We start from the raw sequence: 20,609 nt of genomic DNA, 5'->3' as shown, positions 1-20,609 counted from the left end.
GTCAATTTTCGAGGTAATAATGCTCAGGGTTTCAAGTGATTTAAATCATACTTTTTTGTCCGAAATAAAAAATAGTTTACTGAATCAAATTCTCTTTTATTGGATATATTTATCTTTTTATATGCGATACCTCACAAGTTGGAGTGATGATTTCAATTACCAAAAAAATTGAGTTTGAAGCTGCGCATCGGCTCAGCTCCTATGATGGACCCTGCCGAGAAATTCACGGCCACACCTATAAATTAGAGGTGACTGTATCCGGGCAGGATCTGAATGAAACCGATATGATCCTGGACTTCAAAACCCTCAAAAAAATTATTAAAACAGCCATTTTGGATCAGTTTGATCACTCCTTAATCCTGAAGGATAATACAGAAAACCGATTGTTTTTAACTAATTATCCGGGAAAAATCTTTTGGATGGAAACCGAACCCACTGGAGAGCGAATGATTCTGGTGATGGTGCAACTTATTCATTCCCTGCTCCCTCAAAGCATCCGATTGGATCAGGTGGTGCTTTATGAAACGAGTAATTCTTATCTAACCTGGAAAAATAATAAGGGATAATTTTGTCCTTTATTATTTTCTTTATTAACTTTAGCCAATCAAGGGCTTTACCAGCTCTTTTTCTCACATTATTTACCGGATATTCTTATCCTTTTTTATGGAAAAATTAAGCCAGCTAACAATCAGCGAAATTGTCGCCAGAGACTACCGCTCAGCTTTAGTGTTCAGAACCTTTGGGATTGACTTTTGCTGCAAGGGGGATCAGACTATCGGAGAAGCCTGCTTGGGAAAAAGCATTAACTCCAGGGATTTGCTTGAAAAACTTTTGGAGGCCTTGACCTCTCCGGCAGAAGATAGTTTTGACTTCAAAAGCTGGCCTTTGGGATTATTGACCAATTATATCGAAACCAAACACCATGCGCTGATCCAGGAAAGAGTGCCGATGATCCGCAAATTCCTCAAGCGGGTAGAAAAAATACACGGAGCACAAGATCCCCGCCTGAAAAAGGTTCGGAGGATTTTCGAAAAATCCTCCGAAGATCTTCAATCTCATCTCGAAAGAGAAGAACTTATCATTTTCCCCTACATCCGAAAAATAGCCGGTGCTGAAGATCGTAAAACTTTAATCCTGAGCGACTCCTATGAAAGGATCCGAGAAATCATTACCCAACTCATGACTGAACATGAGCAGGAAGGTGAATATCTGGAGCAAATACGAATATTGACCAATAACTACAGTCCACCGGAATATGCCAGTAATACATATAAGGTAGCTCTTGCTATGCTGGAAGAGTTTGACATGAATATGCAGAAGCACATGCACTTGGAGCGTAACATCCTGTTTCCCGGAGCGCTTGAGCTCAGCCAATCCAATACAGATTCCAAAAGTTCCCGCTGATATCATTTGAGATGAATTCCTTTTCTCTAAAGCCATTTTACTTAATTCCGCTAGTATTACTGGCCTTGCTGACCGGAATCTCCGGAGGATGGATCAGACTGGGAAGCATGACATTTGCCCTCGCGAGTGGAGCCTCCAATCATGGGCTTTTGATGGTTGGGGGATTTTTGGGCACATTGATTTCAATAGAACGGGCCATGGTCATGAAAAAAAGGATCTGGCTGATCATTCCCCTTTTAACTGGTCTTTCCAGCATATTCTTTCTGATTAATCTGGACCAAGCGGGCATGGGAGCCCTATTGGCCGGATCTTTTGGACTGAGTATGATCATGCATTTTCAGACCATTCGACACCCTTTTTTCCACAGTATTCTCCTCTACCTGGGAGCTGTTTGCTGGTTTATCGGAAATTTTCTTGCCTGGCATTTTGGGATGATTGCTGCAGGAAGTACTTGGTGGATTGGATTTTTGCTTTTCACAATCGTCGGAGAACGATTAGAGTTAAGCCAGTTTCTACCCGTACCCACCTGGTCCAAGCAGGCCTTGGGCATACTCCTGAGTTTATTTTTCATCGGTCTAGTCCTACCCTTTCACGGTATCGGAAATGAAGTAATGGGAATGGCAGGGCTACTGATCTCCGTGTGGCTGTTAATTTTTGACATGGCAAAAGTTGCCGCAAAGAAAAAGGCTCAATTCCGATACATCGGTGTAGGACTTCGAGTCGGATATCTCTGGCTAGGAGCTCAGGGATTGATCTTGCTATTCATGGAAAGTCACCCGCTATTTTATGACCTGGTACTTCATACTTTCTTCTTGGGATTCACTTTTTCCATGATTTGGGCACATGCACCGATTATTTTCCCGACCATTTTTGGAATCCGGGAGACGCCATATCATCGTCTGCTATGGTGGCCATGGAGTCTTTTTCAGCTGACATTATTGGGAAGAATCGGATTTGCACTGACCAAAAATTACGAATGGAGAAAAATCATGGGCGTCAGCAACGGCTATCTTATTCTGGTGATGTTTGCATTGATGGCAGGAATAGTGATTTGGAAAATCAAATTCATATCCACCAACCCACGCGAAAGTGATCAAAATCACACACGCTCCAATTCACAAAATTCAACTTTGCGAATTAATGCCTAAAGGCCTCCTACATATTGCCTTCTCACTACTGATTCTTCTCAATGGGATGGGCTATACCTTTATCCAAGCCCAATTTCTCCTTCAGCGAAAAGAGATAACCGCTATATACTGCATCAACAAAGACAAACCCGAACTTAAATGTGAGGGGAAATGCGAACTCAGCAAGCGACTCAGTGAAGCAAAAGACAAAAGAGGAGAAGCTGAAGAAGTGACTCTGGAAGAACTTTCCTTAAGCTATATAGCCGCCCAACTTCCAATTGAAATCAGCGGCAAACCTACTCCTGCCCCAAAACAGTTAGACACTTTTTATCGGTTTTGGATACCTTCAACTGAATCAGGAGATTTTTTCCATCCGCCCACCGGCTGATTTTTTTTATTGGGCTGACTATTGAGTCTGTCCACGTTTTTCCCAATTCACTTAATCAAATTGTTATGAAGACTATAATTCAGGCTTCTGGGAAGATATTCCTTGCCCTGACCATTCTATTTCTAATTAATTCATTCGCTTACGCACAACAATCCTCAACTATTAAGTTTCTTGATCAAAAATCTAAAGAACCCATAATCGGATTAAATTATAGGTATGGATTTCAAAGAGGGATCTCCGACGAGACCGGCACCGTCACCCTACTACCAGACACAGAATCCACGCTTTTCCTAAGCCACATCAGCTATGGAACCTGGAGCCTCGATCCTATGGAGGTCAAAAACGCCTTTGAAGCGAAGCAGACATTTCGGGAAGAGTCCTTTCACGGACTCCAGCCGGTGTCAGTCATCTCCCTGAAAATGTCTGAGGACAAGGATCAGAAAATCATGATTTCAGACCATGAACGTCTTCACCATGATGCGGGGGCTATATTAGCCTTGAATCCGGCCATTTCGGGAATCCGAAAAGGGGGTAATTTTGGCTTTGACCCCGTCTTGAGAGGATTCAAGTACGACCAACTCAATGTGGTCATCAACGGGATACAAACTGCCAACGCCGCCTGCCCCAACCGGATGGACCCTCCCACATCCCAGGTTGCACTTAACCGCATCCGTGAAGTGGAAATTCTCAAAGGCCCACATGCACTTCGGTATGGAATCGGTCTAGGAGGCACAATCAATTATATTCAGGAAAGTCCCGATTTCAGGGGTCAGTCCGGTATGTATGGCCGATTTTCATCTATGTTTGAATCCAATGGAGAGGTGTGGAGAAATGAAGGAAGGGTAGGTTTTCAGGGCAGCAACTATGATGTCGGAATTTTAGGCAGCTATTCCACTGGAAACGATTATTTGGATGGAAATGGAATTCCTGTCCCCTCTGGCTTTGAGCGGGGAACTTTTGGAATCTACGCCGATGTCTTAGCCGGCAAAAAGGACCTCTTGCAATTTTCAGTAAATCGAAACTTTGCGAGAGACGCAGATTTCCCTTCGCTTGGAATGGATCTACGGACTGATGACACCTGGATGGGAAGTCTGAAGCATACCCGGACATTCACCGGTCAGCCCTTAGTTCAGTGGACAAATTCGGCCTATTTCACCCGTGTGGACCACCTCATGGACAATCTATTGAGAGAAACAACCCCTCGCATGATGAACGCCAGCACTCCGGCCATTACTCAAAACTGGGGCTTGCGGACAGAAGGAGAATGGAGGATGTCCAGGGGAAAACTGTTTGCCGGATTGGATTATAAGCAGGAAGCTGCGGATGGTACACGAAGCCGGGAAATCCTGATGGGCCCCATGAAAGGAAAGGTCTTTTATGATAATCTCTGGCAGGACGCCCAAATCAGCAAAACCGGGGCCTTTGCCAATTACCTATTTCCGATAGGAAGCACTGTTTTTACCGCTTCCGGGAGATTGGAAATCAATCAAGCGATAGCCAACAACCCCGCTGAGGAATTTACCCAACTCCATGCTAAGCTGGACAACACTCAACTCAATCCCGGAATCAGTATTGGAGCCCAAAAAGAGCTCGGGAAATCCTTCAGTCTTGGGATTTGGGCGGCGGGTGTACGTCGAAGCGGAAGCTTATTGGAACGGTATATCAACTACCTCGCAGTTGGATTGGATCCATGGGAAATGGTAGGCGATCCCACGATCAAGCCTGAAACAAACTACGAGCTGGACTTGGTATTGGGCTATGAGCGGGATAAAATTGCTGTAGAACTGACCCTGTTCGGATCTTATCTGGATGATTACATTTCTTCAGTGAAAACCGACCTCAAGCCAAGGCTAGCTACTAGTCCGGGAGTCAGACAATACGTTAACCTGGACGAAGCCTTCAAATCCGGTGCAGAGTTATCCTTCAGGCAAACTCTGACTTCCCAAATCAGTCATTCTCTCCAGTTTGCCTATACCTATGGCAAAGATTTGGATCTGGATGCTCCACTGCCAGAGATTGCTCCCTTGGATGTGCGCTACCGACTGGCAGGGCATTTTCTGGATGGCAAACTACACACCGGAGCCAGTCTCCGCTTTGTAACAGTCCAAAATCGAGTTTCTGAGGTATTTGGAGAAAGAACCACTCCCGGATTCACTTTGCTGGATCTAGACGTAAGTTATCCCCTTGGCAAAATGCTCCTCATCAAAGGGGGCGTTCAAAATCTCCTGGATGAAACCTTTTACGAACACTTGTCACGCCCAATAGGCTTGGATAAAAGTCCGATGTATGCGCCGGGAAGAAACTTCTTTGTAATGGTTAGTTTTAAGTTTCCATGATCGTCTATAATAAAAAAAGTCAGACCTATCGGGTTTTGAAATCCTTATAGGTCATATTTGAAAAAAAGCGGCTTGAATTCTATTTCAAGCCGCTTTTTTTTTAGTGTCAAGAACTCCTCTTTAATCATGCCTAGCCCCTTCCATGACCTTAAAAATATGAAGCAAAGCAGGGAAAACCGCATCCATGGATTCTGAGGCTCCATTTGTGGACCCGGGAAGCCCCAATACCAGCGTATCGCCTATCAAGCCGGCCACTGAACGGGAAAGCATGGAATACGGCGTCCGCTGTTGCCCATAATTTCGGATGGCTTCCTCGATGCCGGGAATTCTTCTTTCTAAAATCCCTTCCAAAGCTTCCGGGGTCACGTCTCGCGGCGAAAGCCCTGTGCCACCTGTAAAAATCACCAAATCCATTTTTTCGCCAACAAATTGGGCGCAAAGTTGCCGAATCTGATCCTTCTCATCTGGAATGATCCGGTAAACGGGTACATGAACTCCTACTTTCTCCAATTTTTCTTTGACCACAATCCCTGCCCGGTCACCTTTTTTACCCGCCGAAATGGAGTCTGAACAAACAATGACGGCTGCTCGCAGGGACTGATCCAGATCCTTTTTACGATCAGACTTCCCTCCTTTTTTCTCTACCAATTTGATCTGCTCAATGCTAATTTTTTTATCGATAGGCTTTAGCATGTCGTATATGGTCAAAGCAACCACCGACGCAGCATGCATGGCTTCCACTTCCACTCCTGTTTTATAAATCGTGTGGATCTCCACAAAAACGGTCACTTCCATCACTCCTACTTCATAAGAAATCGCAGTGAATTCGACAGGAAGCGGATGACAATCCGGGATCATGTCTGCCGTCCGTTTAGCCGCAAAGAGCCCAGCCACACGGGCACATTCGAGTACATTGCCCTTAGGAACCGTATGATTATGGATGGCTTGAATAGTTCCTGGTAAACTCACCTTAACAATCGCCTGAGCAATGGCTTTTCGCAGGGTAGTACTTTTATTCGTGATGTTGACCATTTAAATGGGGTTAAGATTTTTGGATGATATCAAATCCTGAATAAAGTCTTTGAGATGTTCGATTTCCACGTGATCCATCAGGACGATTTTGTACCATTCGTTTGATTCATCATGACTCTTGGGAACCAAGTTGTATTTGTGTGCCAATTCTGCCGAGATGGCCTCTGCATGAATAGTCACAATGTTCATTTCGGGCTCACGGAAATAAGAGATCCCCAATTGGTCTAGCTGTCGGCAAAGCCAATTGGTTCGCATCTTGATTACGGAGATCTTCTCAAACCATTTGTGGGGGCCATAAGTGGTCAAAATCACCCATACTGCAACGGCATTGGCTCCGGACCTGCTACCGCAAAGGGTTAGATCCATTCCTTCCACATACTTTGCCTCATCAGTGAGCACATTTTCCATCAGCCCTTTTCGGCAAACAAAAATACCTGTTCCATAGGGAGCCTGAAGCATTTTATGGGCATCAATGGTTAGCGAAGAAATATCAGGATTGGTAAAATTGATTTCGTTTTCAAAATCACCAAAAGGATACACAAAGCCCCCATAGGCCCCGTCTATATGAAGCCTGAACGGCAATTGGTATTCTTTAAGAATCCGGGTGTATTTTTTGGGATCATCCACCGAGCCAAACATCGTAGTACCCATATTCGACACCACAATGAAGTATTTTTTGCCCTTAGCCAAAGCTACCCTGACCGAATCCCGTATTGCCGATTCTTGAAGTTCACGAGTTTCAAAATCAACAGGCACTTTGATCCAGTCCAACATCAGCAAGTTAGAAGCCTTGGGAATGGAATAATGGGTATCCTCGGATGCCAGAATGATTATTTCCCCCAGCTTGGCTTGATGATGTTTGATAAACTCGTTTCGGTAAATCCAAATCGCCTGTGCATTGGCCTCAGTCCCTCCGGGAGATATGTATCCATCATACTGCCCTTCCTCAATTTGAAAAAGGTCTACGGCAATCATATTCAGGACATCCCGCTCAATGGCCTGTGTGCCTTTAAATGCAAACTCAGAGGTACCAAAGGTATGGCAACCGATATGGTTTGGATTGGCGATATAAGTACTCAAAACAGGCATCTCCCTCAAAAAAAGAGATTCATTGGAAAAAACTTTCTCATCTAATCGAGAGGCTGGGTAACCCAGATTGGCATCTTTGGAGAAATCCACGTTATCTTTCAGTGCCTCCTGAACCCGACTCAACCGTTCCTCGGATGTGAGCTTTTTCCAAAATTTCATTTGAATGCGCATGGTTTATAATTTATTTGGTTTCCCATGGATCATTTCAAGCCATTCTTGAATGTCCGCTGGGGTATTAAAGTTTACGATCGCCTTTTCTGTATCTGAAAGTAATTCATCCCACAAGATCACCTGATGGACTCCTTCGGAAATGAAGTTTTGAAGTTTAAGTAAATTTAAATCTAGGTGTCGTTTCAATTTCATCTTGACTGATACCGGATATATTCCTGGAAAGGGATGCGATTCCCCGGATTGTTGCCCAAAAAGTACGGTGTCCGATTTGGCTCTTTCCAGCAAGTTGGAAATAATACTTTTTGAAAGGAATGGAGAATCACAGCTCAAAATCAAACAATTATCGGATTTGGAGTAGCACAAAGCGGTGAAAATTCCGCCCAGAGGCCCTTTATCTTTTACTAAATCCGGATAAACCGGAACTCCAAAAACTTCATACCTTGACTCATTGGAAATGATCGATACCGGCAATTCCAATTCCTGAAGGGTTTCCAGAAGATACGAAATCATGGGTTTACCCTCTAAGATGACCAAACCCTTATCCTCACCCATTCTGCTGCTTTTGCCGCCAGCCAGAATGAATACGGAAATAGATTTATCTACTAATGTCATTATTTCACTTCCTTAAAGGCGGACTCCAATAAACCTGTTTTTATTATTGGGACGGAAAATCAACATAATATAGGCCCAATCCTGATTGTTTTTCGGATTAGAAACCTGGGTAAGTTCCTTGAAACTTTCAGCTGCGAAGAAGGCACTGTAGCCACCTTGCAGCGAAACAGCCTCATTGATAATCAGTCCAAAAGAAAGGTCTAACTCCGATCCCAAGTACTTATAAGCACCGGAGGCCAGGGATTGTTGGGTCCAAAAAAAGTGATAATCCGCCTGAATCCAGAGTTTTGGATTTGGGATAAATCTCCCTTTCAGATATGCATCCTGCAAACCCACCGATTGCTTATATGGCCCTCCGACATAGAAATAGTCCATGAAACCATTAAAAAGGTGATTGGTGCCGTATTGTGGTAAGAAAGACCGGTCCTTTTCCTCTCCGTTTTTCGAGCCACTGAGGATTTCACCACCCAAGGCAAACTCCAGTTTTTTGTTTTTTGCTGAGTCCAAGGTGAACTCCCTTTTAAGATCCACTCCTACATTCCAGCCTGAAATCGGGAGTTGATCGAAATTCTCACCGGTTTGCATATAAGCAAAACCACTTGTTTTCAGCATTTTGGGGCTCCCAAACTGAAAACTAGAAAGACCGAATGTCTGCCTAAAAAAAACCTCTCCGGTATTTTCTCGTCCCTCATTCCAAAAAAGCAGGGAAAAGGGAACAGCTCCCGAACCTGTCTCATAGCGGACAAATTGGGCCGTTTTATATTGATTAGGCTGCTCGTAAGTGGTCTCCGAAAGCCGGGCAGTTTGCTGATTAAAAGCCGCACCAACATGGAGCTTTGAAAATTCATTTTCGAAACGTAAAAGAGCCAGATCATGTGACCTTGCTTGCAATGCCCAATCTACATTTCCCAAAAAACGGAAATTATCATAGTTGAGCTCCTGTCTTCCTACTTTCAAAGACCACTTGGGATTGAACTTGACCAATCCCCAAGCCTCATGAACGGAAAGAAAACCGTCACTTACATTCAATTGGCTGGTACTTCCCCAAGTCCTTACATCCTGCACACTCATAAAAAAGCTGAAATCATCATGCAGGTACTCAGCCTGCATTCTTGCCCGGTGAGCCAGTAAAAAAGCAGGCTTTTTATCATACTCAATAGGTTGAAAAAAACCGTTTCGATATTCTCCCCGGACGACATATTGCCCATTGAATGAAAACTGGGCATTTGCCATATGGAAAAACCCAAACATCCAAAAAACCACAAGGAAACTCCATTTTGATTTCACAATCTTAGCTTTAGTGATGATCTATTTTATCTGCCAAATCAGGTGCTTTTGACTTGAGCATATTTTTGGTGACAACAGACATCCACCATAAGCAGCCAATTGAAATCACTAACATCAACATCCAGCTGCTCGTCCAAATTCCTGTACCTTCTAAGAGATAGCCAAAAAGAATCGGGCAAAAGAATCCACCAAGCCCTCCGATTACACCTACCATTCCCCCCACAACCCCGACTTCATTAGGGAAATAGTCAGGAATAAACTTATAAACGGATGCTTTCCCGATTCCCCATACAATTCCCACGAGCAAGGTAAGCACAGCAAACACCCACATATTAGCCTCAAAATTGATCCTTGTTATCCCTTTTACAACAAGTTGCTTTTTTTCCACTTCATCCCCTGCTTTCACGACTGGTTCTTGCCAGGAAGATTTTTGGGGGAAGATGGGGGTATTCACCGACTGGACTTGGTCTGAGGAAGTCATTGGGGAAAAAGAATAGGTCTTTCCATTGTCCATGACGATTTCATCAGATGCTACCTCAGCGACAATTCCCTTTTGAGTGGCATTGATTCCTTTTCCGGGAGAGAAAATTTCCATTTTAGGAACCATCAGTAAGGCGCTGATCACTATTGACCATTTGAAGACTCCAAACATGACCTTTCTCGCACCAAATTTATCACTCATCCAGCCTCCCAAAGCCCGGATAATTCCGGAAGGAAGACTGAATAAAGAAGCAAATAACCCAGCAATGACCAAACTTGTCCCGTAGACATTGGTGAAATAGGGCACCAACCATTGAGAAAAGGCAACAAAACATCCAAAAACAAGGAAATAATACAGTCCAAATCTCCACACACGGATATTTCCCAATGGCTTGAGCGTTTGGGCCATAGTTCGGGTGGATAGAGCAGGTTTTTTATTTTTTGCCAAAAGGGCAAACAGCACGGCCATCGTAACTAAAACCGCGGCATAGATCATCGGTAGCGTCTTCCATGCTTCCGGATTTTGCCCGTTTTGAGTGAAGGAATTAAGTAAGGTGGGCGCTAGCAAGGTGGTAATCGCAGCACCTGCATTTCCTGCCCCAAAAATACCCAAGGCTCTTCCCTGCCAATGCTTTGGATACCATACGGAAGTGTAACCAATTCCCACTGCAAAACCTGCCCCAGCAAGCCCAAATCCAAAACTCATCAAGGCGTACCAAGTAAATGAACTTGTAAAACTCAGGAGAAACATGGGGACCGAAGTCAATAGAAGCAGGCCCACAAAAATCCATTTCCCGCCGTATTTGTCGGTAAGGATCCCTATGGGTAGCCTCATCACCGAACCAGTTAGAATCGGGATTCCCAAGAGCCAGCCGATCTGAACTTGGCTCCAATTAAAGATTCCATTATCCACCAAGTAGGTGACCATGACCCCGTTGAAGGTCCATGCTGCAAAGCAAAGCGTAAAAGCGAGGGTATTTAAAATCAAAATCCGGTGTGCACCGGCCGGGATAGGTTCGTTCATGGTCCAGCTGGTTCAATCCTACTTTTTCATTTTCCTTTTGATTGGTTCCGGCAAGTACTTCAAGAGCCAGAATGAAGCAAAGGCAAATACCAGAGACCCTAGAGCGGTTGTAATCGCAAAATTGAGATTTTCCTGAAGGGCATTATTGAGTGCCCCGAATAGAAACCAAATCTGAATCGTGACAAAAAGGATCAACAGAAAAATAATCCCTGTCATCAGCGTGTTGGTCTTATTGGGATGTGCCTCGTTTTGAGATTGTCTGAAATCACTCATAGCTTTTTGAGATTAGGTTTGTTGGGCTTTAACAAATACTTGACCTTCACGGATCACCACTTCCAGTTGGGGCAGAGGTCTAGGAGGCGGTCCCTGAATTACGTCGCCGGTGCGGGGATTAAAATAGCCCTTATGGCAAGGACACTCAATCTGACCGAGGTCATGACGGTACTTCACAGCACAGGATAAGTGGGTACACTTTTGTTCAAAAGCTCTCCATTCTCCATTACCGAGGTTGATCAATAAATAAGGGATAGTCTTGGACCCTTCTATTTCAAACATGAATGAATCTCCATCCCCTACTTCACTTTCCATGCAGATGGCATGTTCGCCTTCCAGTGGTTTTTCGGGAAAAGCCAAAGATTTGACTACGATTGCTGTGTTACCAACAGCCAATGCACCTGATAATAAGGTTAGAAATTTTGCAAATTCCCGGCGGGAGACGTGAGTCGCTTCTTTTTGTTCAATTGGAAAATCCTGTTTGCATTTGGGGATTTCTGAATTTGGGTCTTTGGACATAGTGAAAGGAAAATTAATCGTGAATTCTCAGTTCGGTGCTGCCTTTTGGCATCATGATATTGACTTTGGTATTGACTTCTTCCTGACCAAAGAGAAATTTATTGACTGGAGTACTGTTTGGACGGAGTTTTTCGATTTCTTCACGAGTACCATAAAAAAGAGCCTGACTGGGACATACAGTCGCGCACATGGGTTTTTTTCCGGCACTGGTCCGATCATAACACATGTTGCATTTCATCATTAATTCCGCTTTTTCTTCTTTTTTAGGAACTCCAAAAGGACAAGCGAGTACACAATTGGAGCACCCAATGCACCGGGAAGTATTGGCAGTATGCACGACACCAAAATCATCCTTGGTGATGGCGTCTGCAGGACAGACATTGGCACAGACTGGATTGTCGCAGTGCATGCAGACTTGGACAGTGGTCTGCACAGAAACTGCCCGCTCCACATAGTGAATGTGTATCATACTTTCCTGTCCGTTGGTTTCACACTCCGCACAGGCCATTTCACAGGCATGACAGCCAATACAGCGCTGCATATCTACAAAAAACTCCATCTGCTGATTATATTGAGGGTTTTGCATGGTTTGGGTCGTTAGGTTAAAAACTTTGAAAGGCTGATTCTTTGATCTTTATGGAGGCTATTTTGCCCGTTGGCACCAACTTACAGGCACAGACTTTGAACTCAGGAATTTTACTCACCGGATCTAGGGTTCCGATTGTCAATTGGTTAGCAGATTGTTTCCCCCCCCAGTGGTAAGGGATGAAAACAGTATCCTCACGGATAGTCTCAACCAATTGGGCTGGAAATACCGCTTCTCCTCTACGGGTTTTGACCATTACCTCATCACCATCTTTAATCCCATACTGATAGGCTAGTTTGGGATGGATTTCCAAGAGGGGTTCGGGATATTGGTCAACCAGCTTACCGATTCGTCGGGTCTGTGAGCCACTCAGGTATTGGGATACCACCCGGCCCGTAGTCATGACCACTGGATATTCCTTATCCACTACTTCGGAGGGTTCACGGTATGGAACGGGGTTGAAATGAGCTTTGCCGTCAGGAGTTTTAAATTTTTTATCTTCCCATAGTCTGGGTGTACCGGGATGATCCTCTGATGGGCAAGGCCAAAACACCCCCATATTTTTCTCTATTTTTTCATAGGTAATGCCAAAATAGTCGGCAGTACCACCTTTGGAAGCTACCCGCAGCTCATTGAAGGTGTCCTCTGCTTTTTTATACGCAAACTTATCCCCCACTCCGAGTCTTTGGGCCAGTTCTATCAGAATATCACTGTCTTTTCGGGCCTCTCCCGGAGGAGTTACTGCTTGATTGATTTTCACTACCCGGCCTTCAGCTGTAGTCACGGTCCCCTCTTCTTCCTCGTGTAGTGAGCCAGGAAGGATTAAGTCTGCATGCCTTGCAGTTTCATTTAAAAAAAAGTCAATGGCAACGTAATATTCCAATTTTTCAAAGGCTTCCCGCACAAAATTATTGTTGGGTAAGGAAACCAACGGATTAAAGCAAATCGTGATCAAGCCCTTTATTTCTCCCCGATGAATGGCTTCTATGATTTCATAAGCCGAAAGTCCTTTTCCGGGCATTTCTTTTTCATCAATCCCCCAGACCTCCGAAATGTATTTCCGATGCTCCGGATTGGTAATGTCGCGATTTCCAGGAAGTTGATCGCACTTGTGTCCATGTTCACGGCCCCCCTGTCCATTTCCCTGTCCAGTGATGGTTCCGTAGCCACAATAGGGTCTTCCGATTCGACCCGTAGCCAACACCAGATTGATGCAGCTCAGGACATTGTCTACTCCTTTGGAGTGATGTTCAATTCCTCGGGCATGAAGGAGGAAACTGGTTTTTGCCTTTCCCCACCACTCAGCGGCTTGTTGGATTTTGGCAGCCGAAATCCCGGTTTTCTCCTCAGCCCAAGCCAAATCGTAATCCTTTACCGCATCGATTGACTCCTGGAACCCTGAAGTATAATTGTCAATAAAATCATGATCCAGCCAGTCATTATCTACGAGGATCTTCAGCATTGCTCCAAAAAGTGCGGAGTCTCCTCCGGGTCTCACAGGAAGATGAAGATCCGCTGTTCGGGCAATTGGAGTCACACGTGGGTCTATCACTATTAGTTTTGCACCATTATCTCTTGCCTGCCAGATGTAGTGGGTAAGCGTGGGAAAGGTTTCTGAGACATTTGTGCCAGCAATGATGATCACTTCTGCATGTTTGAGGTCTTCCCAAGTATTAGAAATCCGGTCCAGACCAAAAGCCTTTTTATTTCCAGCCCCAGCACTGACCATGCAAAGTCGACCGTTGTAGTCAAGATTTGCTGTTTTCAGTGCTACCCTGGCAAATTTCCCGACCATGTAACTTTTCTCATTGGTCAAAGACACTCCGGAGAGCATAGCAAAGGCATCTCTCCCATGAGAATTCTGGATTCGCTGAATTTCACTGACCGTTTTGCTCATCGCCTCCTCCCATGATGTCCGCTCGAATCCCTTCCCTTCTACCCTCTTATAAGGCGCTAAGAGCCTGTCGGGATGATTGTTTTGGAGGTAGCGTTGCACCCCTTTCGGACAGAGACGGCCTTCATTGAATGGGAACTCCATCCAGGGCTCAAATCCAGTCACTTTATTATCCTTTACTTTTAGTTGTATGCCGCATTGCATGCCACAAAAGCAACAATGCGTTTTGACGAGTTTGTCAGGTTCGTGAACCCCGGGAAAGCCCTCTTTTGGTGTATAACCTTTATGAGGACCGAACTGATCGATAATTGAATCTACTGAAGATGGTAATTTTGCCATGGTATTATTTTTTATCCGAAGAATGCTCCTGCATTTTTTCTTGCCTCAAAATGTGCTTTTGCCAAAGCTGCCCGCTTTCCTTCCGGACTTAAATCTAAATGACTACTGCCATCCTTGAGCGTGAAATCAAAACCCAATTCCTTGCTTACTTCTTTCAGATCCTGAATGTGAAGTTGAGTAGCAAACTCCTCTTTGGTATGGGGGCAGACTGCCATACCACGTTTTCTACCTTCATGTCGATACAAATTGGCCCCTAGCTGTGCCAGGCGTTGAAAAATATGAAAGAACTTGCCAAATGGGATCCAAACCAGGAAAAGGATGACTGTTACCGCATGAATCACTGCCATAAATTGGTAGGTTTTTCCCTGAAGGAAGGTATAGTCGTATGATATCCCCAGTCCGGTGATGGATATTGCTATCAATAGAATCAAGGGCAACCAGTCTCCTTCAAAAGTCTGCGTAGCGATCAGGCCACCATCGGTCAGACGTCGCTTCATCATCATCACCGCACCCATGGTCACCAATACAGAACACCAGACCAACGCATGAAAGGCCATAAAAGCAACAAAGGAGCCCAGCTCGAATGAACCCACCTCAAAGCCAAAGACCTTGGCATAATATAGCATGTCGTTCCCCGGCTTAAACTCAAAGTGAATCCATCCCAAAGTCAAGGGGATAGTGACAGCAAATGCGATCAAGCACCCTGTCGCCAACAAAAAGTGGCCAATCCAACGCGTACGACTTCGGTGATAGATAAATCGCTGAAAAAGGATATTCTGGAAAAACAGCCTGATACTTCTGACAAAATAAAAGGGGAAATCACGGCTAAAAAGAAATTGCATGCTTCGCCTCCAATACAACCTCGTCGGTGGCCGCTGTAGCCAAACTGAATACCGATAGGCAACTCCAAACACGGCAAAAATGGTCCCCATTAAATAGGCAATAAGAGCCGCGTCGAAATTTTGAAGGTTTCGTGAACCCAAGACGACCAACACTATCACTGCTAATGCAGCTATAATTGCTTTAATAAAGGCCGTTCGATTTAAAGTTTGAATTAATTTATACATCTGAACAAATTTTTAACAAGGTTTTTCGGCTCCTTTTCTATTATAAAAGTACCAGTTGACCAAGGTAGCTACGATCAAGAAACTAGCTAATACCCAGAAAAAACCTGTGGCATAACCAGATGCGCCCATGAAGGCGCTAATCGTCATGGAAAACACAAAAGGACCATAGGCCCCGATGGCAGCGGTCCAGCCGATTACCCCTGATGCATGAATAGGATTCTCTTTAAAAATGACCGGAAACTGCTTGAACGTGGAGGCATTCCCAATCCCAGTGAAAAAGAAAATCAAAAACATCAATGCAATGAAAAGCCCCATTTGGTCAATTCCGGAAGGCTCCAATAAGTTAAAGAAAATAATCAAAACTGTACATATAAACATCCCTATTCCTGAAATAGTAGTGAGAATTGCTCCTCCGGTCTTATCAGCCACGAATCCAAAGCCAACACGGGCAGCAGATCCGATAAGGGGACCGTAAAAGGCATATTTCAAAGGATCGAGCCCAGGATCAAATTGACCATAAACGGATTTTAACAAAAGAGGAAAAGCAGCTGAAAGTCCTGCAAAAGTCCCAAAGGTCATGAAGTAAATAATGGTACAATACCAAGTGTGTTTTTTAGAAAAAATCTCAAGCTGCTGCTTAAAACTGGATTTGATCGGTATACTTTTTAACAAAAACCAACACAAAACCGCAACGACTATCAAAAGAGGAGCATACCAAAAGGCGGCACTCTGAAGGTAAATTTCACGACTGACTGACTCGCCGGCACTATTGCTCGAAGTTAAAACCTGAGGTGCGCCATATAGAGCTACTCCAAGCATCATAGGCGTCATAAACTGTGCGATACTAACACCGAAATTCCCAATACCGGCTTGTATGCCCAAGGCGGCTCCTTTCAAGCGAGCGGGAAAAAATAAATTAGTCGAAGGCATGTAAGAAGAAAAGTCACCTCCTCCAAATCCTGCAGTCAAAGAAAGTACCACGAAAACCCAAAATGGGGTATTGGGATCCATTACCGCAAACCCCAACCCAATGACGGGGATCAGTTTGATGATGGTTGAAATCGAAATTACATGACGGCTACCAAATATCGGAATTAAAAAGGTATGGATAATTCTGAGGGTCCCGGCAGCCAATCCTGGAAGTGCCGCCAACCAGAAAAGCTGACTGGAAGAAAAATTAAACCCAATCCCATTCAGTCTGGTGACAATCGCGCTCACCATAAACCAAGTGGCAAAAGAAAGTGTCAAAGAAATGGTCGTAATAGTCAGGGTACGCCATGCGACCTGCTTACCTGTGGAGTTCCAGAATACCGGATTCTCCGGTTCCCAGATTTTGAGCCATGTACTCATACTTAAAATTTAATTAGGGTAAAAGGTGCATTTATTGCCGCAAGGTAGATTCAGAATTTTCATAAAAACATGATTAAAATCAGGAGACAACTTGATCTTTCAAATTTGAAATTGCAAATCTGTCTAATCCAGTCTGACCTCTTTTTCTTCAATTTTAAAAATAATAAAGGATTTATTTGTCTTTTATTATTTGATTAAATACATTTGGTCAAGCAAAATAGCAAGCTAAAAATGTGAAAGCTTAAAATTTCGGACAAAAAGATCCACTATAACCCTTTATTCCTCAGAATCATGAAAAAGTTGTTTTATCCCCTGATGCTTGGTTTGGCTTTCGCAGGATTTTCCTGCGGAAGTTCATCCTCTGAAAATCAAACCCAGAATACTGGAGCTGCGGCACTGAACCCTGGGCAATCCGCTGTTGTAGATAATGTTTCCAATCCAAACGTGGTACAAGTAGCTGTGGGATCCGCAGATCACAGTACCTTAGTGGCTGCACTGAAGGCAGCCAACTATGTGGATGCTCTTTCCAATGTGGGGCCATTTACAGTTTTTGCGCCGACCAATGCAGCCTTTGATGCGCTTCCTGCCGGAACTTTGGACAACCTCGTAAAACCTGAAAATCAGCGCACCTTGCGGGACATTCTGGAATACCATGTGCTCTTAGGAGTCTACAAGGTGGAGGATTTTGCGAATGGCAGAAATCTGGGAACGGCTGATGGAAGGTCAGTTACAGTGACAAAAGCAGCAGACGGATCAATAACTATCAATGGTGCAAAAATCATCGGAACAGTTTCGGCTTCAAATGGAATCATCCATGTAATCGATCAAGTGTTGTTGCCAAAGTAAAAAAAATAGGTTGTGGTTTTCTTATTCATTAAGGCCGGGTTGAACTTAGATCCGGCTTTTCTGTTTTATTTAGGAATTCAAATTAATTTTCGCAAAATATCACCTTACATGTTTTCTCAAGCTACTAAATACGCCACCAAGGCGGTTATTTATATTTGGACTCAAAGTCTGGAAGACAGAAAAGTCGGAGCCAAAGAAATAGGCAGAAAAATAGATACTCCGGAAGCTTTTACTGCCAAAATCCTCCAAACTTTGGTTAAAGCGAAGTTGATAGGGTCTGTAAAAGGACCTAACGGAGGATTTTTTGTGGATGAAAGCCATGCCAAAGTCACGCTAAAAGACATCGTCAAAGCTGTTGACGGAGACGCCCTTTTTTCTGGTTGCAGTCTGGGCCTCCCAAAATGTTCCGAGAAAAACCCTTGTCCTTTGCATTTTGAAGTAGTCAGAGTCCGAAAGGAACTCGAAGTAATGCTCACCTCCAAAAGTCTCAAGCATTTAGCTGTGGAAGTGATTAAAGGAGAAACCAGACTGGCAAATGTGGTTTGAACCCCAATTCCCAGACTGTTTTTACCCTAAAATCAACAAAACAAACTCTTTTATTTGTAAAAGCTGAAGCTCGAAAGCGCTAGCTAAGCAGATCCCATTACAGCTAGGGCTACGCGCTTAATCAAGCTTATATTCCATCCTACGCCCGGACTTATCCAAGATCTCTTTCACTGTTTTTTGATTTGCCCCAAAAGCTCTTCGCTTGGAAATAATATCCAAATACCGATCAATGTAGCTCTGACTCAGTTCTGAACTGTCTCCATACTTTTCCCGAAGACCATCCAATTTTTGGTGTAATTCTGCTTTGATTTTGGCGTAAGCTGGATCATCGTACACATTTTTAAGCTCCTGTGGATCATTGATTCGATCGATCAATTCCCATTCATCCGTGTCAAAATAGTAATGCGTGAGTTTGTATTCCTTGGTCACAATCGCATAGTGGCGCTTGACCATGTGAACCGCCGGATACTCGTAGTAGTGGTAATAGACCGCGTCCCGAGTCCATTTTTCGGTATTTCCGGTCAAAAGCGGAATCAGGCTTTCTCCCTGCATACTGGCCGGTGCGGGAATTCCAGCAGCCTCCAGAAAAGTTTGTGCAAAGTCAAGGTTTTGCACCATCTCGTCAGTTTTGCTTCCTGCTTTTACTTTTCCGGGCCAAGCCACCAAAAGCGGAGTTTTGAAACTTTCATCATAGACGAAGCGCTTGTCAAACCAACCATGTTCACCCAAGTAGAAACCTTGATCTGAAGTATAGACGATGATGGTGTTTTCCATCAGTCCATTCGCCTCGAGATAATCCAAGACCCGACCGACATTTTCATCTACTGACCTGATTGTTCCCAGATAATCCTGCATGTAGCGCTGATATCGCCACTGCATTTTTTCCTTTTCGGTCATGGTTGGATAGGACTTTTTGAAGTCTTCGTTCACCTTAATGTAAGACTTATCCCAGTTGGCTCGCTGCTCAGGACTCATTCTTCCTACTTCGCGTTCAAAAGCCCCCTTGTCCCAACCTGAAGCATCAGGAATACCCAACTCATCCATCACCTCGGGATAGACTTTGGAATCGCCCGCCCAGTTCATGTGCTTCAACAGGTTCATTTCAGCTTCTTTGGCAGCTCTTCCCCTGCCCGAATAATCATCAAAAAGCGTGGCAGGTTCGGGGAAAGTCCTTGCTGTAAATTCCTGTAAATGCCGCTCTGCCGGAAGCCACTCCCGATGCGGGGCTTTATGCAAATACATCAGCATGAATGGTTGATCGGCTTTTCGCTCCTTCTGAAGCCAATCCAAAGTCATATCGGTGATGATGTCGGTGACATAGCCCTCCACTTTGATATTCCCTTCATTTTTGGTGATAAAGTCAGGGTTATAATAGGATCCCTGACCCGGAAGAATCTTGAATTGATCGAATCCTTTAGGGCTGTTTCCAAAGTGAAGCTTTCCAAACATCGCCGTCTGATAACCCGCATCCTGAAAAAGCTGAGGGAAAGTCACGTTAGTCGTGTCAAAGGGGAAATCGTTGTCAATTTTGCCGTTGATATGAGAATGCTTTCCGGTTAGGATCGTCGCCCGGCTTGGAGCACAAATGGAATTGGTGACCGTAGCATTGGTGAAGAGCATGCCCATTTTTGCGATTCGGTCGATATTTGGCGTCTCGATCAGATGATTACTATAGGCGGAAATGGCCTGATAGGCATGATCATCGGACATGATGAAGATGATATTGGGGCGCTCCTCGTTCTTGTTTTCAACCTTCGGTGAGCAGGAATAAATTAAGCCGAAAACTCCAAAAATCAGAAAAAAGCAAGTCAAATTCTTCATGGTTATTTTGGTTAACATTGTAATGGGATCTCTTCCTTAAACCTACTTACATTTTATAATTCTTTTTGGAGATTTTATATAAACAAATCCCTAAAAACATGATGAGTAGATCTGCAATGACTGCAGCAGCCAACTTATATTTTGATCACAGCGCGACAAACTCAGTGTCCGAATTTAATGTTTGTAGAAGACGAGAAAAACGCAGCGGCCCAGCAAGGGTCGGTGAAATTAATCTGGGCTATACCAACTACAAGATAGGAAATGGCCTGCTGCATCTGATAATCCACATGGAGTTCAAAGGTTTTTTCATTCCACAAGTTGAACTGAATAAAATTACTTGTGCATGTACTTCCCGGCCCCAAGACCTGAAGAAATGCATTGTGCACCGGGCCGTTGGAGTCAAAACTGAATGACATTG

The 20,609-nt window shown here is 44.2% G+C and carries 20 protein-coding genes; 7 read left to right on the top strand and 13 right to left on the bottom strand.

The window, feature by feature from the left end; translation table 11 throughout:
* The first annotated feature begins 146 nt into the window (after nucleotides 1–146).
* The 5 genes from queD to Q8M62_RS05295 all read left to right on the top strand — a co-directional run bounded on the left by queD (nucleotide 147) and on the right by Q8M62_RS05295 (nucleotide 5,255).
* A complete protein-coding gene (gene queD, locus Q8M62_RS05315) occupies nucleotides 147–566 on the top strand; it encodes a 6-carboxytetrahydropterin synthase QueD (protein ID WP_304899918.1) in 420 nt (139 codons plus the stop codon).
* Nucleotides 567–663: 97 nt separating this feature from the next.
* The gene (locus Q8M62_RS05310) at nucleotides 664–1,404 is read left to right on the top strand and encodes a DUF542 domain-containing protein (RefSeq protein WP_304899919.1); all 741 of its coding nucleotides are present in this window, start codon (nucleotides 664–666) and stop codon (nucleotides 1,402–1,404) included.
* Between the two features lie 11 nt (nucleotides 1,405–1,415).
* Complete coding sequence (locus Q8M62_RS05305) at nucleotides 1,416–2,552, top strand: hypothetical protein (RefSeq protein ID WP_304899920.1); 1,137 nt, start codon at nucleotides 1,416–1,418, stop codon at nucleotides 2,550–2,552.
* Nucleotides 2,545–2,919, top strand: coding sequence for a hypothetical protein (locus tag Q8M62_RS05300; protein ID WP_304899921.1), 375 nt, complete (start codon nucleotides 2,545–2,547; stop codon nucleotides 2,917–2,919). The genes Q8M62_RS05305 and Q8M62_RS05300 overlap by 8 nt, the downstream gene beginning before the upstream one ends.
* 65 nt (nucleotides 2,920–2,984) lie before the next feature.
* Complete coding sequence (locus Q8M62_RS05295; protein ID WP_304899922.1) at nucleotides 2,985–5,255, top strand: TonB-dependent receptor domain-containing protein; 2,271 nt, start codon at nucleotides 2,985–2,987, stop codon at nucleotides 5,253–5,255.
* A 120-nt stretch (nucleotides 5,256–5,375) separates the two neighbouring features.
* On the opposite strand, the gene moaCB is transcribed toward Q8M62_RS05295, so the two are convergent.
* Genes moaCB through Q8M62_RS05240 form a run of 11 tightly spaced genes read right to left on the bottom strand, consistent with a single transcriptional unit; the run spans nucleotide 5,376 to nucleotide 16,978 of the window.
* Entirely contained in the window at nucleotides 5,376–6,287 is a 912-nt protein-coding gene (moaCB, locus tag Q8M62_RS05290) for a bifunctional molybdenum cofactor biosynthesis protein MoaC/MoaB (protein ID WP_304899923.1), read from the bottom strand.
* The gene (locus Q8M62_RS05285; RefSeq protein WP_305668049.1) at nucleotides 6,288–7,547 is read right to left on the bottom strand and encodes a pyridoxal-dependent decarboxylase; all 1,260 of its coding nucleotides are present in this window, start codon (nucleotides 7,545–7,547) and stop codon (nucleotides 6,288–6,290) included.
* A gap of 3 nt (nucleotides 7,548–7,550) precedes the next feature.
* Nucleotides 7,551–8,159: a molybdenum cofactor guanylyltransferase gene (locus tag Q8M62_RS05280; RefSeq protein WP_304899002.1), complete on the bottom strand. Its 609-nt coding sequence runs from the start codon at nucleotides 8,157–8,159 to the stop codon at nucleotides 7,551–7,553.
* A gap of 12 nt (nucleotides 8,160–8,171) precedes the next feature.
* Complete coding sequence (locus tag Q8M62_RS05275; protein ID WP_304899001.1) at nucleotides 8,172–9,446, bottom strand: hypothetical protein; 1,275 nt, start codon at nucleotides 9,444–9,446, stop codon at nucleotides 8,172–8,174.
* Nucleotides 9,447–9,456: 10 nt separating this feature from the next.
* Nucleotides 9,457–10,950, bottom strand: a complete 1,494-nt coding sequence (locus Q8M62_RS05270; protein WP_304899000.1) for a nitrate/nitrite transporter — start codon at nucleotides 10,948–10,950, stop codon at nucleotides 9,457–9,459.
* An 18-nt stretch (nucleotides 10,951–10,968) separates the two neighbouring features.
* Nucleotides 10,969–11,223 (bottom strand): DUF6755 family protein, encoded by a 255-nt coding sequence (locus Q8M62_RS05265; RefSeq protein WP_304898999.1) that lies wholly within the window; start codon nucleotides 11,221–11,223, stop codon nucleotides 10,969–10,971.
* Nucleotides 11,224–11,235: 12 nt separating this feature from the next.
* The gene (locus Q8M62_RS05260) at nucleotides 11,236–11,742 is read right to left on the bottom strand and encodes a ubiquinol-cytochrome c reductase iron-sulfur subunit (protein ID WP_304898998.1); all 507 of its coding nucleotides are present in this window, start codon (nucleotides 11,740–11,742) and stop codon (nucleotides 11,236–11,238) included.
* A gap of 13 nt (nucleotides 11,743–11,755) precedes the next feature.
* Nucleotides 11,756–12,328: a 4Fe-4S dicluster domain-containing protein gene (locus tag Q8M62_RS05255; protein ID WP_304898997.1), complete on the bottom strand. Its 573-nt coding sequence runs from the start codon at nucleotides 12,326–12,328 to the stop codon at nucleotides 11,756–11,758.
* A 16-nt stretch (nucleotides 12,329–12,344) separates the two neighbouring features.
* The gene (locus Q8M62_RS05250) at nucleotides 12,345–14,561 is read right to left on the bottom strand and encodes a molybdopterin oxidoreductase family protein (protein ID WP_304898996.1); all 2,217 of its coding nucleotides are present in this window, start codon (nucleotides 14,559–14,561) and stop codon (nucleotides 12,345–12,347) included.
* Nucleotides 14,562–14,572: 11 nt separating this feature from the next.
* Entirely contained in the window at nucleotides 14,573–15,628 is a 1,056-nt protein-coding gene (locus Q8M62_RS05245) for an MFS transporter (RefSeq protein WP_304898995.1), read from the bottom strand.
* 12 nt (nucleotides 15,629–15,640) lie between these two features.
* Nucleotides 15,641–16,978, bottom strand: a complete 1,338-nt coding sequence (locus Q8M62_RS05240) for an MFS transporter (RefSeq protein ID WP_304898994.1) — start codon at nucleotides 16,976–16,978, stop codon at nucleotides 15,641–15,643.
* Nucleotides 16,979–17,269: 291 nt separating this feature from the next.
* On the opposite strand from Q8M62_RS05240, the gene Q8M62_RS05235 reads away from it, so the two are divergent.
* Nucleotides 17,270–17,824: a fasciclin domain-containing protein gene (locus tag Q8M62_RS05235; protein ID WP_304898993.1), complete on the top strand. Its 555-nt coding sequence runs from the start codon at nucleotides 17,270–17,272 to the stop codon at nucleotides 17,822–17,824.
* A gap of 108 nt (nucleotides 17,825–17,932) precedes the next feature.
* Entirely contained in the window at nucleotides 17,933–18,370 is a 438-nt protein-coding gene (locus tag Q8M62_RS05230) for an Rrf2 family transcriptional regulator (protein ID WP_304898992.1), read from the top strand.
* A 117-nt stretch (nucleotides 18,371–18,487) separates the two neighbouring features.
* Here Q8M62_RS05230 and Q8M62_RS05225 read toward each other — a convergent pair whose 3' ends face one another.
* Together Q8M62_RS05225 and Q8M62_RS05220 are read right to left on the bottom strand one after the other, a co-directional pair.
* Nucleotides 18,488–20,191 (bottom strand): sulfatase, encoded by a 1,704-nt coding sequence (locus Q8M62_RS05225; RefSeq protein ID WP_304898991.1) that lies wholly within the window; start codon nucleotides 20,189–20,191, stop codon nucleotides 18,488–18,490.
* Between the two features lie 161 nt (nucleotides 20,192–20,352).
* Entirely contained in the window at nucleotides 20,353–20,607 is a 255-nt protein-coding gene (locus tag Q8M62_RS05220; RefSeq protein ID WP_304898990.1) for a hypothetical protein, read from the bottom strand.
* Nucleotides 20,608–20,609: the final 2 nt, after the last annotated feature.

Source organism: Algoriphagus sp. (assembly GCF_030694375.1).
Classification (GTDB): Bacteria; Bacteroidota; Bacteroidia; order Cytophagales; family Cyclobacteriaceae; genus Algoriphagus.
Note: the sequence above shows the minus strand (reverse complement) of the source record. Positions and strands in the feature narration are given on the sequence as shown.